The 16,417-nt window shown below is 73.7% G+C and carries 11 protein-coding genes and 1 pseudogene; 9 read left to right on the top strand and 3 right to left on the bottom strand.

The window, feature by feature from the left end; all coding sequences use genetic code 11:
• Positions 1-34 precede the first annotated feature (34 nt).
• The 4 genes and pseudogenes from KV205_RS24500 (at position 35) to KV205_RS24515 (ending at position 5,368) form a co-directional block, all read left to right on the top strand.
• Positions 35-2,959 carry an FAD-binding and (Fe-S)-binding domain-containing protein gene (locus tag KV205_RS24500; RefSeq protein WP_265866741.1) on the top strand — a complete coding sequence of 975 codons (2,925 nt, stop codon included), beginning with the start codon at positions 35-37 and terminating at the stop codon, positions 2,957-2,959.
• 140 nt (positions 2,960-3,099) lie between these two features.
• Positions 3,100-3,666: a SigE family RNA polymerase sigma factor gene (locus KV205_RS24505; RefSeq protein WP_265866742.1), complete on the top strand. Its 567-nt coding sequence runs from the start codon at positions 3,100-3,102 to the stop codon at positions 3,664-3,666.
• Positions 3,663-4,541: a hypothetical protein gene (locus tag KV205_RS24510; protein ID WP_265866743.1), complete on the top strand. Its 879-nt coding sequence runs from the start codon at positions 3,663-3,665 to the stop codon at positions 4,539-4,541. Before KV205_RS24505 ends, KV205_RS24510 begins: the two co-directional genes overlap by 4 nt.
• 108 nt (positions 4,542-4,649) lie before the next feature.
• Positions 4,650-5,368: pseudogene (locus tag KV205_RS24515) on the top strand (pectate lyase).
• A gap of 80 nt (positions 5,369-5,448) precedes the next feature.
• Here KV205_RS24515 and KV205_RS24520 read toward each other — a convergent pair.
• Complete coding sequence (locus KV205_RS24520) at positions 5,449-7,050, bottom strand: peptide-N4-asparagine amidase (protein WP_265866744.1); 1,602 nt, start codon at positions 7,048-7,050, stop codon at positions 5,449-5,451.
• Between the two features lie 166 nt (positions 7,051-7,216).
• Between KV205_RS24520 and KV205_RS24525 the strand changes: the two genes are divergently transcribed.
• Together KV205_RS24525 and KV205_RS24530 are read left to right on the top strand one after the other, a co-directional pair.
• Positions 7,217-9,049, top strand: coding sequence for an ABC transporter ATP-binding protein (locus KV205_RS24525; protein WP_265866745.1), 1,833 nt, complete (start codon positions 7,217-7,219; stop codon positions 9,047-9,049).
• Positions 9,046-10,827: an ABC transporter ATP-binding protein gene (locus tag KV205_RS24530; RefSeq protein ID WP_265866746.1), complete on the top strand. Its 1,782-nt coding sequence runs from the start codon at positions 9,046-9,048 to the stop codon at positions 10,825-10,827. Before KV205_RS24525 ends, KV205_RS24530 begins: the two co-directional genes overlap by 4 nt.
• A 102-nt stretch (positions 10,828-10,929) precedes the next feature.
• On the opposite strand, the gene KV205_RS24535 is transcribed toward KV205_RS24530, so the two are convergent.
• A complete protein-coding gene (locus KV205_RS24535; RefSeq protein ID WP_265866747.1) occupies positions 10,930-11,721 on the bottom strand; it encodes a metal-dependent hydrolase in 792 nt (263 codons plus the stop codon).
• A 116-nt stretch (positions 11,722-11,837) separates the two neighbouring features.
• Between KV205_RS24535 and KV205_RS24540 the strand changes: the two genes are divergently transcribed.
• The 3 genes from KV205_RS24540 (at position 11,838) to KV205_RS24550 (ending at position 15,979) form a co-directional block, all read left to right on the top strand.
• A complete protein-coding gene (locus KV205_RS24540; protein WP_265866748.1) occupies positions 11,838-14,411 on the top strand; it encodes an RNA helicase in 2,574 nt (857 codons plus the stop codon).
• Positions 14,412-14,442: 31 nt separating this feature from the next.
• Entirely contained in the window at positions 14,443-15,306 is an 864-nt protein-coding gene (locus KV205_RS24545; protein WP_265866749.1) for an acyl-CoA thioesterase II, read from the top strand.
• Positions 15,307-15,547: 241 nt separating this feature from the next.
• Entirely contained in the window at positions 15,548-15,979 is a 432-nt protein-coding gene (locus KV205_RS24550) for a hypothetical protein (protein ID WP_265866750.1), read from the top strand.
• A gap of 40 nt (positions 15,980-16,019) precedes the next feature.
• On the opposite strand, the gene KV205_RS24555 is transcribed toward KV205_RS24550, so the two are convergent.
• Positions 16,020-16,352 (bottom strand): hypothetical protein, encoded by a 333-nt coding sequence (locus KV205_RS24555; RefSeq protein WP_374214722.1) that lies wholly within the window; start codon positions 16,350-16,352, stop codon positions 16,020-16,022.
• Between the last annotated feature and the right edge of the window lie 65 nt (positions 16,353-16,417).

A 16,417-nucleotide genomic window follows, 5' to 3' on the forward strand; every position in this document is an offset into this window, starting at 1 on the left:
CGGGCACGCCGCGCGCCGGAGGGGAGCGCTGGCCATGCCCGTACGGGAGCCGAACCCGCAGTCGCTGCGAGCCGGTACGAAGCGACGGGCGGCGCCCGACCGTGTGCCGGACCTCCAGGCCCGGGGCACCCCGAAGCATCTGCGCGAGGAGCTGGTCGCCGTCCTCGGCCCCGGGAAGGTGCTCTCGAAAGTCTCCGACCTGGTGCGTTACGCCTCCGACGCGAGCCCCTACCGCTTCCTGCCGCAGGTCGTGGTGGTGGCCGAGGACCTCGACGACATCTCGGCCGTCCTGTCGTACGCGCACGGCAAGGGCCGCGAGGTGGTGTTCCGGGCCGCCGGGACCAGCCTCAACGGGCAGGCGCAGGGCGAGGACATCCTGGTCGACGTGCGCCGGCACTGGGCGGGCGTGGAGGTCCTGGACGGCGGCGCCCGGGCCCGGATCCGGCCCGGCACGACCGTGGTCCGGGCGAACGCGGCGCTCGCGCCGTACGGCCGGGTGCTCGGTCCCGATCCGGCGAGCGCCCTCGCCTGCACGATCGGCGGGGTGGTCGCCAACAACGCCTCCGGCATGACGGCCGGCACCACCCGGAACTCCTACCGGACGCTCGCCTCGCTCACCTTCGTGCTGCCGAGCGGCACCGTGGTCGACACCGCCGACCCGGCTGCCGACGAGGAGCTGGCCCGGGCCGAGCCGCGGCTGTGCGCCGGGCTCATGGCCCTGAAGGCGGAGATCGAGGCGGACCCGGAGCTGACGGCGCGGATCCGCGCCAAGTACGCGATCAAGAACACCAACGGCTACCGGCTCGACGCCTTCCTCGACGGCGCCACCCCGGTGGAGATCCTGCGCGGTCTGATGGTGGGCTCCGAGGGCACCTTCGGCTTCATCGCCGAGACCGTCTTCGACACCGTCCCCCTGGACCGGATGGTGTCCACGGCACTGCTCTTCTTCCCCTCGCTGCCGGCCGCCGCGGCCGCCGTGCCCGGCTTCAACGAGGCCGGGGCGCTGGCCGTGGAGCTGATGGACGGCAACACCCTGCGCGCCTCGGTGAGCGTACCCGGGGTGCCGGGCGACTGGGCGGAGCTGCCGAAGGAGACCGCCGCGCTGCTCGTGGAGTTCCGGGCGCCGGACGAGGCCGGGCTGCGGGCGTACGAGGAGGCGGCGGCCGCCGTCCTGGCGGACCTTGAGCCGGTCGCGCCGGTGGCCTCCGTGGACAACGCCTTCACCCGCGACCCGGGGACGATCGGCGGGTACTGGAAGGCCCGCAGGGCCTTCGTGACGGCGGTCGGCGGCTCCCGCCCCTCGGGGACGACCCTGATCGCCGAGGACTTCGCGGTGCCGCCCGAGCGGCTCGCCGAAGCCTGCGCGGAGCTGCTCGACCTGCAGGCCCGGCACGGCTTCGACGCCGCCGTGGCCGGGCACGCCGCACACGGCAATCTGCACTTCCTGCTCGCCTTCGACGCGGGCGACCCGGCCGACGTCGAGCGCTACGCGTCCTTCATGGACGAGTTCTGCAAGCTCACCGTGGAGCGCTTCGACGGCTCGCTGAAGGCCGAGCACGCCACCGGCCGCAACATCGCGCCGTTCCTGGAGCTGGAGTGGGGGCCGAGGGCGACCGAGCTGATGTGGCGGACCAAGGAGGTCATCGACCCGGACGGGGTGCTCGCCCCGCGGATCGTCCTGGACCGCGACCCGCAGGCCCATCTGCGCGGTCTGAAGACCATCCCCACCGTGGAGGCGGTCGCCGACCCGTGCATCGAGTGCGGCTTCTGCGAACCCACCTGCCCCAGCCACGATCTGACGACCACACCACGCCAACGCATCGTGCTGCGCCGGGAGATGATGCGACAGGCCGACGGATCACCGGTCGAGACGGCCCTGTTGGAGTCGTACGGCTATGACGCCGTCGACACCTGCGCCGGCGACTCCACCTGCGCCCTCGCCTGCCCGGTCGGCATCGACACGGGAGCGATGATGAAGGCGTTCCGGCACGAGCGGCACTCGCCGGCCGAGGAGCGGGTCGCGGCGCTCGCGGCGAGCCGGTTCAAGGCCGTGGAGGCCTCGGCGCGGCTCGCGGTGGCGGCGGCCGCCCGGATGGGCGACGGATTCCTGGCGTCGGTGACGGGCCTGGCGCGCAGGGCGGCGCGGCCGGACCTGGTGCCCGAGTGGCTGCCCGAGATCCCCGGCGCGGCCGGCCGCCGGCTGCCGCGCACCCACCGGCCGGCCGCCGTCGCCGTCTACTACCCGGCCTGTGTGAACCGGATCTTCGGCAATCCGGAGGGACTTGACGGACCGTCACTGCCGGAGGCGGTGGTGGCGCTCTCGGCCCGCGCCGGGCGGCCGGTGTGGATCCCGGACGACGTGGCGGGCACCTGCTGCGCCACCATCTGGCACTCCAAGGGCTACGAGCGCGGCGACGAGGTGATGGCCAACCGGATCGTGGCGGCCGCCTGGGGCTGGACCGCCGGGGGCCGGCTGCCGCTGGTGGTCGACGCCTCCTCCTGCACGCTGGGCATCGCGCGCGAGGTCGTGCCGTACCTCACCGACGAGAACCGGGAGCTGCACGCCGAACTCACCGTCGTGGACTCGCTGGTGTGGGCGGCCGACGAGCTGCTGCCCCGCCTCGACGTGCGCCGCCGGGCCGGCTCGGCCGTGGTCCACCCGACCTGTTCCATGCGGCACCTGGGCGACGAGGAGAAGCTGACGGAGCTCGCCGGGGCCTGCGCCGAGGAGGTCGTCGTCCCGGTCGACGCGGGCTGCTGCGCCTTCGCCGGCGACCGGGGCATGCTCCATCCGGAGCTGACCGCCTCGGCCACCGCGCGGGAGGCCGCCGAGGTGACCGCCCACCCCTTCGACCTGCACCTCTCGGCCAACCGGATGTGCGAGGTCGGCATGGACCGCGCGACGGGCCGCACGTACTACTCGGCGCTCATCGCCCTGGAGCACGCGACCCGCCCCTGACGCTCCGTCCCCTGACGGCCCTCCCCCTGCCCCGGCGGCCCCCTGACCCGTCACCTGCCGATTCGTTGGTACAGTTCCGGATCTCTCCCCGGCGCACGGCTGTTCGACGCCCAGGGGACCACCAAGAGGAGAGACCGACCGTGGGGACTGACGTCGACGACGCCGCCTCCGTGGAGTTCCATGCCTTCTTCGAGCGCCACTACGCCGAGCTGGCCCGCCTCGCCCATCTGCTGACCGGCGAGGCGGACGCCGCCGACGACCTGGCGGCGGACGCCCTGCTCGCGCTGTGGCACCGCTGGGACCGGGTGCGCGCCGCGGAGCATCCGGTGGCGTACGCGCGCGGGGTCGTCGCGAATCTCGCCCGCACCCGGATCCGCGGCGCGGTGCGGGAGCGGCGCCGGATCGCCCTGTTCTGGTCGCAGCGCGAGGAGCGGGCCGAGAACCCGGATGTCGCCGGGGTCGTCGACGTCCAGGCCGCGCTGCGCCGGCTGCCGTTCCGCAAGCGGGCCTGCGTGGTGCTCCGGCACGCCTTCGACCTCTCGGAGAAGGACACCGCGCTGGCCCTGGGCGTGTCGGTGGGTACGGTGAAGAGCCAGACCTCGAAGGGGATGGCCGAGCTGCAGCGGCTGCTCGGGACGCGCGGAGCGCCGCAGCGCTTGCAGGCGGCGATGGCGCGCGGCGGCGAGGCCGGAGGAAGGGACCGATGACGCGGGACGTGGACGACGAGCTGCGGGCCCGGCTGCGCGAGGCGGCGGGGGCGCATCGGCCGGACCGCGCCCGGATCCTGGCCAGGGTCGAGCGCGGCATGGCCGGGCCGGCCGGCGCGGAGCGTGGCGCGCGCCGGCGGCCGGCGGCCGGCCGGCTGCGGCTCGCGGGCGTCACGGCCGCGGTCGCGGGTGTGCTCGCGGTCGGCGGCTTCGCCGTCGCCGCCGCGGTGAAGGAGGAGGTCCCCACGCCGCCGCAGGGCACGGTCTCCATGCCGCCCGCGCCGTCGTCGCCGAAGGAGACGGACCGCCCGCCCGTCGTCCCGACGGGTCCGACGCCGGGGGCGACGGACGGCCGTACGGACGCCCCGAAACAGCCCGACCGGACCACCGCCGCACCCCCGACCACCACCCCGCTCCCGGGCGGCGACTCCTCCGCGTCCGCCCCGCCCCCGGGCGGGACCTCCGGCGTCGCGGACGGGCCGCTGTGGTCGGACGGCTCGGTGGACCCGCACAGCAACGCGTACTGGGCGCAGAGCAACATCACCCTGAAGACGACCGCGGAGCTCTCCGCGCTCACGGTCCGGCTCCGGGTCGCGCAGACCGGCGGGGTGGCCTCGACGGGCGCCTGGCGCTCGCTGCCGGAGCAGGACTTCGCCCTCACCGTCGAGGAGCGGGACGGCTTCCTCGTCTACACCTGGGTGCTCAAGCGCGGCCGTACGGTCCCGGCGGGCGAGTGGGTGTTCGCCGGGCAGTACGACCACCGGAGCGGCGGCCGGGACGCCACGGACGACCGGTACACAGTCACGGCTACGACCTCCGCGGGTGCCGAACGCCCGTCCGTCTCGGGGGACTTCGGACCGCACGGCGACAACTGAACGAACCCCGGCGGGTCTTCGTCAAGGGATCTTCCTCGGCTCGGCAACCCTTTCCGCACCGGTGGCGACCACGGGGCGCAACCATCCCCCACCATTCAAGGATTGGGTATGACAGTCCAGCCCGAACGGCCCGTACGCCGGCACCGTCGCCGCCTCACCAGGCGGCGCGCGGTCATCGGCGGTGCCGCCGCGTTCGGCCTCCTCGGGACGGCGATCGTCACCACGACGATGCTGTCCTCGGCCGGTGCCGCGTCCACCTCCGCGTCCACCTCCGCCTCCGCCTCCGCTTGGCCGAAGGCCACCGGCACGAAGCCCGTCAGCGGCACCATCAAGGTGACGGGCACGTACGACGGCAAGTACCGGCGCTTCCAGGGCAGCGGCCCGCTCGGCGGCAGCGGCCAGGACGAGGGCCAGGACCCGGTGTTCCGGCTCGCGGACGGCGCGGTCCTGAAGAACGTCATCCTCGGCACCCCCGCCGCCGACGGCATCCACTGCCTGGGCAGCTGCACGCTGCAGAACGTCTGGTGGGAGGACGTCGGCGAGGACGCCGCCACCTTCAAGGGGAAGTCGGCGTCGTCCGTAACCGCCAGGTGATCGTCAACGACGTGGACGTGACCGCGCCGGGCAACTCGATCGTCGGCATCAACGCCAACTACGGCGACACCGTGGCCCTGCGCAATGTGCGCATCAGCGGCGACGGCGGCCGGAAGATCAAGCCGTGCACGCGCTTCCGGGGCAACACCACGGGCGCCGAGCCCAAGGTCCTGGGCACCGGCCCCAACAGCACGCACTGCCGGTACACGGCGGCGGACCTCACCTACAAGTAGGCCCTACGAGTAGGCGCCCGCAGAGCGGTGTCCGGGCCCTCGGCGGACGGCCCGGACACCACACCGCGGTCCCATGGCGCTCAGCAGCGCCGCAGATCCTCGACCAGGGTCCCCTGGACGGTCTTCAGGGACCGGTCGTAGCAGCCGCCGGACCCGTAAGTGCGGTAGCGCTCGGCGCTGGTGCCGACCGCGTGCCGCTGCTCGCGCGGGACGCCGAGGGTGAAGGCGGCGTCGCCGGTGTAGGTGTCGTCGAGCCGCGACCAGGACAGCCGCTCGCCGCCGCGGACGACGTCGACGGAGGCGCGGTCGCCGATGGTGAGCACCGTCCGCAGCCGGTTGCCGGCGTCGATGGTGATCTCGCCGTCCATCGTGTACTCGCGGTGGGTGCGGGTCGCGGTCCGGCCGACCGTCACCGTCTCGTCGTCGCGCCAGGCGGCGGTGAGCGCGTCCGGGTTCTCGTCGGCGCCCCAGCGGTGCGTCGAGGTGTTCTCGACGGTGCGGGTGACCGTGGTCGAGACCCGGCCGTGCGAGGTGTTCAGATGGCCTGCGACGGTGAGCGTGTGCCCGCCGGCGGCCTCCAGCACGTCCGGCGAACCGGCCTTGTACACCACCGAGTCGCGCGGGACTCCCGCCTCGTGCCGGTCGAGGGCGCCGGTGACGACCTTGCTGCCCTCGTCCTGCCAGAGCAGCACGTTCGCGGGCACGCTCCAGCCGCTCTGCCCGGCGGGCACGCCGGCCACGGACACCTCGACGCGATGGGCGCGCCCGTCGTTGAGCACGGCGGCGAAGGGGGTGAGGTCGTAGACGACCGGCTGCACGTCGAAGGCGCGCGGGGCGGGCGTCACGTACCAGAGGAAGGGGTTGGACCAGCCGCCGGTCCACACGTGCGGGAAGGGCGCGGCGATGCCGGCGAGCTGCCCGTCGACGGAGATCTGCACCTCGCGGTACGGGCCGTCGGCGGCCTTGCAGGAGTAGGGCGCCGCGTCGGGGACGGTGAGGTACCAGAACTCCTCGCAGCCGCCGCCCGAGCCGGTGGCGTACACCTCGGCGAGGACGCGTTCGGTGTTGCGCGGGGTGGTGAGGGTGCCGTCGGTGAGCGGCAGCACGCGGTCGGGGGTGCCGGCGGCGGGCTTCACCGGGCCCTGGGCGGTGTGGAAGGCGAGGGTGACGCGGACGTCGATGACGCCGGTGTAGGTCTCGTTGACGACGTTGCCGATGAGCATCTCGACGGGCTGGGGGCGGCTGAGGACGTCGCGGTAGCGGGTGACGTCCTTCTCGACCGTCCAGGCGATGCCGTCGGGCGAGGGTTCGGGGGTGGAGGTGCGGAGGATCTCGACGCCGCCGACGCTGAGGTGGCCGAGGCGGTCGTACTGACGCCCCTTCACCTTGCCCTCCAGGCGCAGCACGACCTTGTTCCAGCGGGTGCCGCACTCCTTGGGCGGCGCGTAACTCCCTCGGTACGGCGTGAAGTCGCGGAACTGGGCCTCGGCGAGGGTGACTTCGCAGCTGCGGGTGCCGGGGACGGCGACCGGCGGGGCGGCGGTGACCGGGTCGTGCCAGTCGGTGGTGAACTCGGCGGGCGGGGTGGGCGCCTGGTCCGCGTGCGCCGCCGGGGCGGCGAGCAGCAGTCCGGCGGCCAGGGTGAGGCCGCCGATCATGCTCATGATCTTCCGTTGTCTCATGGGTCGGCAGTGAAGCGCGGGCCCGGTGGGGCGCGCCAGAGGGCGTGGGCCCGGCTTGGCGGGATCTGTTCTGAGTTGCCGGAAAATCGTTTGCCGGGGTGTGGCGCGTGGCGCAAACCTTGAGGGTCCGGGGTTCCGAAGGCCCCGTCACGACCGTTGGGGCGTCATGCAGATCAAAGACCTACCGTACGCCGACCCAGGGGTTCCGGACGTCCGCTCGGGCTTCCGCTTCCTCCTCTGGCTCGGCCGGCGCCAGCTGGGCGCACAGCTGGCGTGCCTGTTCTGGGGCCTGCTGCTGCAGCTGGGCATCGCCGGGCTTCCGCTCGGCGTCGGACTGTCCGTGCAGGCGGTGGTGGACCGCGACGGCGGCCGGTTCGCCCTCGGCCTCGGGCTGCTGGCCGGCTGCGGCCTGGCCATCGCGGTGGGCGACACGATGGTCCACCGGGTGGCCGTGACCAACTGGATCACCGCCGCCGCCCGGGTCCAGCAGCTGCTCGCCCGCAAGACCGCGGAGCTCGGCTCCGTCCTGACCCGCCGGGTCGCGGCGGGCGAGGTCGTGGCGGTCTCCACGGCCGACGTGGAGAAGATCGGCTGGTTCGTCGAGGCGGTGTCCCGCTTCGCGTCCGCCGCCGTCGCCCTGGTCGCGGTCTGCGTCGGCCTCGTGCTGTACCAGCCGGAGCTCGGCCCGCTGGTCGCGCTCGCCGTGCCCGTGCTCGCCCTCGCCGCGCTGCCGCTCCTCCCCCGGGCCACCCGGCGGGCCGACGTGCAGCGCGAGAAGGCCGGGCGGGCCACCGAGCTGGCCTCGGACACGGTCGCCGGGCTCCGGGTGCTGCGCGGCATCGGCGGCGAGGAGCTGTTCCTGCGCCGCTACCGGACCGCCTCCCAGGAGGTGCGCCGGGCCGCCGTGCGCAGCGCCCGGATGTGGGCGCTGATCGCGGCGCTCCAGGTGCTGCTGCCGGGCCTGCTGCTCGTCGGAGTCGTGGTGTACGGGGCGCGGCTCGCGCTCGACGGGCGGATCTCGGTGGGCGCCCTGGTCACGGTGTACGGCGCGGTGGCCCTGACCCATCATCCGCTGCGCGTGTTCGAGGAGATCGCCATGGCGTACTCCTTCTCGCGCCCGTCGGCCCGGCGCGCCGCCCGGGTGCTCGCCCTGTCCCGTACGACGACCGTGCGGGCCGGGACGAACGGGACGGACGTCGCGGTGGTCGCGGTGCCGGACGGGGACCTGTACGACCCGGTGACGGGGGTACGGGCGCCCGCGGGCGCGTTCACGGCGGTGGTGTGCGGCGACCCGGACGCGGCCGGCCGGCTCGCGGACCGGCTCGGCGGGCATCCGGCGGAGCCGGAAGAAGGGCACGCCTCGGCGCTGCTCGGCGGGGTCGCGCTCGACGAGCTGCCCCTGGACACCGCGCGGACCGCCGTCCTGGTGCAGGACAAGGACCCGGTGCTGCTCTCGGGCAGCCTCGCGGAGCTGCTCGACGTGCCGTCCTCCGGCAAGGTGCCGGCGGCCGACGCGCTGGACGCGGCCCGCTGCGCCGACGTCCTCGACGCGCTCGCGCAGGCCTCCGTGGACACCGGCGGCGACCCGATGCGGACCCGGATCACCGAGCGCGGCCGGTCGCTGTCCGGCGGGCAGCGGCAGCGCCTCGCCCTGGCCCGTTCGCTGGTCACCGACCCGGACGTGCTGGTGCTCGACGAGCCGACCTCGGCGGTCGACGCGCACACCGAGGCGCGGGTGGCGGCCGGGATCAAGCGGCTGCGGGCCGGCCGGACCACCGTGGTCCTGGCCTCCTCGCCACTGCTGCTCGACCTCGCGGACCGGGTGGTCCTGGTCGACGACGGCACGGCCGTCGCCGTCGGCACCCACCGTGAGCTGCTGGCCCGCGAACCCCGCTACCGGGCGGTCGTGACCCGCGAGACCGAACCGGAGGCCGCCCTCGACGGGGACCCCGACGGCGGCCTCGTCCCCCTCGACGCACTGGAAGGAGAGAGCGCGTGATCCGCGTGGCACCGCCCGCCCACGACCCGGCCGCGCCCCGGTCGGCCACCACCCTGCCGGTCGCCGGCGCGGTCACCGTCCGTGGCTACGTACGGGAGCTGCTGCGCCGCCACCGGCGCGCGTTCGCCGTGCTCGTCGCGGTCAACGCGATCGCCGTGACGGCGTCGATGGCCGGCCCGTATCTGCTCGGCTCGGTGGTGGACGCGCTCACCGCCGGGGCCCGGGAGCTCCATCTGGAGCGCACCGCCGCCCTGTTCGCGGTCGCGCTGCTCGCCCAGACGGTGTTCACGCGCCTGGTCCGGCTGCGCGGCGCGATGCTCGGCGAGGAGATGCTCGCCGATCTGCGCGAGGACTTCCTGGTGCGGTCGGTGGCGCTGCCGCCGGGCGTTCTGGAGCGGGCGGGCACCGGCGATCTGCTGTCCCGGATCACCACCGACATCGACCGGCTCGCCAACGCGATGCGCGAGGCGGTGCCGCAGCTCGTCATCGGCGTGGTGTGGGCGGGGCTGCTCGTCGCCGGCATCGCGGTCACGGCGCCGCCGCTCGCGCTCGCACTGCTGCTCGCCGCGCCGCTGCTGATCACCGGCTGCCGCTGGTACTTCCGGCGCGCGCCCGCCGCCTACCGTTCCGAAGCCGCCGGTTACGCGGCCGTGGCCGCCGCCCTCGCGGAGACCGTGGACGCGGGCCGCACGGTCGAGGCGCACCGGCTCGGCCGGCGCCGGGTCGAGCTGTCGGACCGGCGGGTCCGGGAGTGGACCCGGTGGGAGCGCTACACCCTGTATCTGCGCGCGGTGCTGTTCCCGGTCGTCAACCTCACCCACACCGTGGTGCTCATCGGGACCCTGACGATCGGCGGCCTCCTCGTCTTCTGGGGCCGGATGGACGTGGGGCAGCTGACCACGGGCGCACTGCTCGCGCAGATGCTGGTCGACCCGATCGGAATCGTGCTCCGCTGGTACGACGAGCTCCAGGTCGCCCAGGTGTCGCTGGCCCGGCTCGTGGGCGTGCGGGAGATCGAGCCCGCGGCGGGCGAGGAGTCCGTACGGCCCGAGGGACGCGCGGTGCGCGCGGACGAGGTGCGCTTCGGCTACCGCGAGGGCGTGGACGTGCTGCACCGGGTGTCGATGGACGTCGCCCCGGGCACCCGGCTCGCCCTGGTCGGCCCGTCCGGCGCCGGGAAGTCGACGCTCGGCCGGCTGCTCGCCGGGGTGTACGCTCCGCGCGCTGGCACGGTCACCCTGGGCGCGGCGGAGCTGGCCCGGATGCCGGCCGAGCGGGTCCGCGAGCACGTCGCCCTGGTCAACCAGGAGCACCATGTCTTCGTGGGCTCGCTCCGGGACAATCTGCTGCTCGCGCGGGCGGGCGCCGGGGACGCCGAGCTGTGGGCGGCGCTCGCGGCGGTCGACGCCGAGGAGTGGGCGCGGGCGCTCGACGCGGGCCTGGACACCGAGGTCGGCTCGGGCGGGCAGGCGCTCACCCCGGCCCAGGCCCAGCAGGTGGCGCTCGCCCGGCTCGTCCTGGCCGACCCGCACACCCTGGTCCTCGACGAGGCGACCTCGCTGCTCGACCCGCGCGCGGCCCGGCATCTGGAGCGCTCGCTGGCCCGGGTCCTGGACGGCCGCACGGTCGTGGCGATCGCGCACCGGCTGCACACGGCGCACGACGCCGATCTGATCGCGGTGGTCGAGGACGGCCGGATCAGCGAACTGGGCAGCCACGACGAGCTGGTGGCGGCGGACGGCGCGTACGCAGCGCTGTGGCGCTCCTGGCACGGCTGAGCCCGAAGGGCGCGCCGCCGCGCCCGTGCCCGTACACAGAAGGGGCCGCACCGGACGATCCGGTGCGGCCCCTTTCCCGTACGGCTGTAAGACCCGGTACGGCTAGAAGACCCCGAGCGCCGAGGCCCCGCCGACGCCGCCGAGGAGCATGAAGACCGGCATGAGGACCTTCAGCTCGACCCAGCTGCCGGCCCGGAAGCGCATGCCCTTCGGCGGGCCGATCGGGTACCAGCGCTTGCGGCCGACGGGGATCGGCCACAGGATCGGGCAGCCGGAGACGGTCAGGGCGTCGCCGATGTCGTGGACGAGGGCGCCGAGGACGATCGGCAGGCCCAGCCACAGATACTCCTGGCCGGGCTGGGTGAACAGCCAGTCCGAGCCGTTGCCGGGCTGGTCCAGGACACCGGCGAGGATCCAGGCGCTGGTGGCGCCGAGCAGCCACACCAGGACGTCGCTGGACATCCGCGCGGCCCGCCACAGCAGGCCTTCCACGGCGAGGACCAGGTGCACGAAGAGGATCGCGAGGACCGCCCAGCGGCCGCCGGTGACGGCCGCGACGGAGCAGCCGCCGCCGATCAGGACCGCCCACACCCAGGTGTGGGTGAGGGTGCGGTGCCCGCCGGAGCGGCGCGGGTCGGCGGTGGAGCGGGTGCCCTTGTAGACGGCGTACGACAGCTTGTCGACGATCTCGCACAGCCACCGGGAGACCGGCCCGAAGGCCCGCGAGATGGTGGCCGCCTTGTGGTCGAGGTCGGGTGCGAGGGCCGCGCCCGCGCAGATGAGCGCGCCGACGACGAGAACCGGCCACGGCATCGGGTGGTCGAAGGCCGCGGCGGCCGCTCCGATCCCCAGCCAGGCCGCCGCTCCGGACAGCGAGTGCGCCGGTCCCATCATGGTCGTTTCCCGCCCCGTCTCTCGCCGTGTCGCGCCGTTTCCCGTGCCCCGGCGCCCAGTTGACGTCCGGTCGGCAGTCCGGCCGCACGGCCGGCCGACGGGTCAGCCTATCGTCCGTGATCTTCGATCCGGTGGCCGGTTCCCTCATCCGAGCGGAATCCAGGCAAGATGGGGTCGTGACCCTTATCGATCAGCTGCCGCCGACCGCCGACCCCGATGCCCTCTTCGAGGCCTTCTCCTCATGGGCGGAGGGCCGGGGCATCACGCTCTACCCGGCCCAGGAGGAGGCGCTGATCGAGGTGGTCTCCGGGGCCAACGTGATCCTTTCCACCCCCACCGGCTCGGGAAAGTCGCTGGTCGCGGCGGGTGCGCACTTCACGGCCCTGGCCAATGACCAGGTCACCTTCTACACCGCGCCGATCAAGGCGCTGGTGTCGGAGAAGTTCTTCGAGCTGTGCAAGATCTTCGGCACCGAGAACGTCGGCATGCTCACCGGCGACGCGTCGGTGAACGCGGACGCGCCGGTCATCTGCTGCACCGCCGAGGTGCTCGCCTCGATCGCGCTGCGTGACGGCAAGGACGCCGACATCGGCCAGGTCGTCATGGACGAGTTCCACTTCTACGCGGAGCAGGACCGCGGCTGGGCCTGGCAGATCCCGATCCTGGAGCTCCCGCAGGCGCAGTTCGTCCTGATGTCGGCGACGCTCGGCGACGTGTCGATGTTCGAGAAGGACCTGACCCGGCGCACCGGCCGGCCCACCTCGGTGGTCCGCTCGGCGACCCGGCCGGTCCCGCTCTCGTACGAGTACCGGCTCACGCCGATCACCGACACCCTCACCGAGCTCCTGCAGACCAAGCAGGCGCCGGTGTACATCGTCCACTTCACGCAGGCGCAGGCGGTGGAGCGCGCCCAGTCGCTGATGAGCATCAACATGTGCTCGCGCGAGGAGAAGGACGCCATCGCCGAGATGATCGGCAACTTCCGCTTCACCACCAAGTTCGGCAAGAACCTGTCCCGTTACGTCCGGCACGGCATCGGCGTGCACCACGCGGGCATGCTGCCGAAGTACCGGCGTCTGGTGGAGAAGCTGGCGCAGGCGGGCCTGTTGAAGGTCATCTGCGGTACGGACACCCTGGGCGTCGGCGTCAACGTGCCGATCCGCACGGTGCTGTTCACCGCCCTGACCAAGTACGACGGCAACCGGGTGCGCACGCTGCGGGCCCGGGAGTTCCACCAGATCGCGGGCCGGGCCGGCCGGGCCGGCTTCGACACCGCCGGTTTCGTGGTGGCGCAGGCGCCCGAGCACGTCATCGAGAACGAGAAGGCGCTGGCGAAGGCCGGCGACGACCCGAAGAAGCGCCGCAAGGTGGTCCGCAAGAAGGCCCCGGAGGGCTTCGTCGGCTGGACCGAGAGCAGCTTCGAGAAGCTGATCGCCGCCGAGCCGGAGCCGCTGACCTCTCGCTTCCGGGTCACCCACACCATGCTGCTCTCGGTGATCGCGCGCCCCGGCAACGCCTTCGAGGCGATGCGCAAGCTCCTGGAGGACAACCACGAGCCGCGCCGCAACCAGCTCAAGCACATCCGCCGGGCCATCGCGATCTACCGCTCGCTGCTGGACGGCGGCGTCGTGGAGCAGCTCGACACCCCGGATGCCGAGGGCCGCACGATCCGGCTGACCGTCGACCTCCAGCAGGACTTCGCGCTCAACCAGCCGCTGTCGACCTTCGCGCTCGCCGCGTTCGACCTGCTCGACCCGGAATCCCCCTCGTACGCCCTCGACATGGTGTCGGTGGTCGAGTCGACCCTGGACGACCCGCGGCAGATCCTGCACGCCCAGCAGAACAAGGCGCGCGGCGAGGCGGTCGGCGCGATGAAGGCCGACGGCGTCGAGTACGAGGAGCGGATGGAGCGGCTCCAGGAGGTCACGTACCCGAAGCCGCTCGAAGAGCTGCTCTGGCACGCGTACAACGTCTACCGGAAGTCGCACCCGTGGGTCGGCGACCACCCGGTGTCGCCGAAGTCGGTCATCCGTGACATGTACGAACGGGCGCTCTCCTTCACGGAGTTCACCTCTTTCTACGAGCTGGCGCGCACCGAGGGCATCGTCCTGCGCTATCTGGCGAGCGCGTTCAAGGCGCTCGACCACACGATCCCGGACGACCTGAAGACGGAGGACCTGCAGGACCTGATCGCCTGGCTGGGCGAGATGGTGCGCCAGGTGGACTCCTCGCTGCTCGACGAGTGGGAGCAGCTGGCCAACCCGGAGCTGGAGTCCGCGGAGGAGGCGCAGGAGAAGGCCGACCAGGTCAAGCCGGTCACCGCGAACGCGCGCGCCTTCCGGGTGCTCGTGCGCAACGCGATGTTCCGGCGGGTGGAGCTGGCGGCCCTCGACAACGTGGCCGAGCTCGGCGAGCTGGACGGCGAGGCCGGCTGGGACGCGGACGCGTGGGGCGAGGCGATGGACGGGTACTGGGACGAGTACGACGACCTCGGTACGGGTCCGGACGCGCGCGGTCCGAAGCTGCTCGCCATCGAGGAGGACCCGGCGCACGGCGTCTGGCGCGTCCGGCAGACCTTCGCCGACCCGAACGGCGACCATGACTGGGGCATCAGCGCGGAGGTGGACCTGGCGGCCTCGGACGAGGAGGGCCGGGCGGTCGTGCGGGTGACGTCGGTCGGCCAGCTGTAGTCCCGTAGCGGCGCCTGAAGGAGGACCAGAGGTGACCAACCCCGCCGAGAGGCTCGTGGATCTGCTCGACCTGGAGCGGATCGAGGTGAACATCTTCCGTGGCCGCAGCCCGCAGGAGTCGCTCCAGCGGGTCTTCGGCGGGCAGGTCGCCGGGCAGGCCCTGGTGGCGGCCGGGCGCACCGTGGACGACGAGCGCCCGGTGCACTCGCTGCACGCCTACTTCCTGCGGCCGGGCCGCCCGGGCGTGCCGATCGTCTACCAGGTGGAGCGGGTGCGCGACGGGCGGTCCTTCACCACCCGCCGGGTGACGGCGGTCCAGGAGGGCCGGACGATCTTCAATCTGACGGCCTCCTTCCACCTCCCGGAGGAGGGCGCCTTCGAGCACCAGCTCCCGCCGCGCCACCTCACCGACCCGGAGAGCCTGCCGAAGCTCCCGGACGAGATCCGCGACCACCTGGGCGCCCTGCCGGAGGCCCTGGAGCGGATGGCCCGCCGCCAGCCCTTCGACATCCGCTACGTGGACCGGCTGCGCTGGACGAAGGACGAGGTCACCGGCGCGGACCCGCGCAGCGCAGTGTGGATGCGCGCGGTGGGCCCGCTGGGCGACGACCCGCTGGTGCACACCTGCGCACTCACGTACGCCTCGGACATGACCCTGCTCGACGCGGTCCGGATCCCGATCGAGCCGCTGTGGGGCCCTCGGGGCTTCGACATGGCGTCCCTGGACCACGCGATGTGGTTCCACCGCCCCTTCCGCGCCGACGAGTGGTTCCTGTACGACCAGGAGTCGCCGATCGCGACCGGCGGGCGCGGCCTTGCCCGGGGCCGGATCTACGACCGCGAGGGGCAGCTGCTGGTGTCGGTGGTGCAGGAGGGCCTGTTCCGGAAGCTCTGAAAGCTGGAGCTGGTCAGAGCCTCGGTCCCCGCCCTGCCGTACGTGGCGGCGAGGCGTTCGGTCAGGGCGTCCGGCGAGAGGGTGCAGCCCTGGGCGCCCCGCCCTTCGAGGGCGAACGACGCGACGGCGCACTCCAGCCGGGCCACGGACTCGGCGTCCGCGCCCCGGCAGCATCGTCGGCTCGACCCTGGGCGGCCGGCTCGGCGACAGGGCCCGGGCCCAGGGCCGCACGGACCAGCCGATGCTGGCCGTGTGGGGCCTGCTGCTCGCCGTGGGCATCGCGCTGACGGTGTGGGGTCCCGGCCTGGTCGTGGCGCTGGCCGGCGTGGTCGTCCGGTTCGTCGCCAGCGGCGGCTTCGTCACCGACCGGCAGACCCTCGCCGGCACGGCCGCGCCCGAACTGCGGGCGACGTCCAGCGCGTGGCTGACCTCCACCATGTACGCCGGTACGGGTATCGGCGCCTGGGCGGTGGGGGCTCTTCGGCGACCTGTCGCTGAGCACGGCGCTGATCGGTGTGGCGTTCGCGGTGGTCACGGCGCACGGTGGCCTGCCGGTCAGCGCGCAGCTGCGCCGTGGCACGGCGGGCGCCGGTGTGGTGGGCGCGCCGGAGAGCGCCTGAGCCGGAGCGGGTCCGCGCGGTGGGTGACCACCGGCGTCCCGCACCCCCTGTGACCGGCTGAGGGCGCGGCGGCCCTCCCCCGCCGTCGCGCCCTCAGACCGCTTTCCGTGCGGAGCCGACAGGATGCGGCGGACGGTTGACGAGATCGGCGACCGCCGCGCCGTCCTGCCGGCTCTTCGGCGTGCAGAGCAGGATCAGGGAGGCGGGGGCGTCGACCGGGCGCAGCGAAGACAGCGACATCCGGATCGGGTCGCCGCCGGCGGGGGTGGCGGTGACGACCCGGGTGGTGAGCCCGCCCACCGAGTGGCAGCCCCACCAGTGGCTCAGCTCGGGCACGTCGGCGGCGAGCCGGCGGTACAGCTCGTGTACCCGCTCGTCGGCGGGTCCGGCTCCGGCCTGGGCCCGGAAGTGCTGGAAGACGCTCATGGCGAGGGGCTCCCAGTCGCTGTCCCGCGAAGTGGTCAGCCACCGTCGCCGGCTTCGTGCACAGC

Source organism: Streptomyces sp. SKN60 (genome assembly GCF_026236535.1).
In the GTDB taxonomy this organism is placed as follows: domain Bacteria; phylum Actinomycetota; class Actinomycetes; order Streptomycetales; family Streptomycetaceae; genus Streptomyces.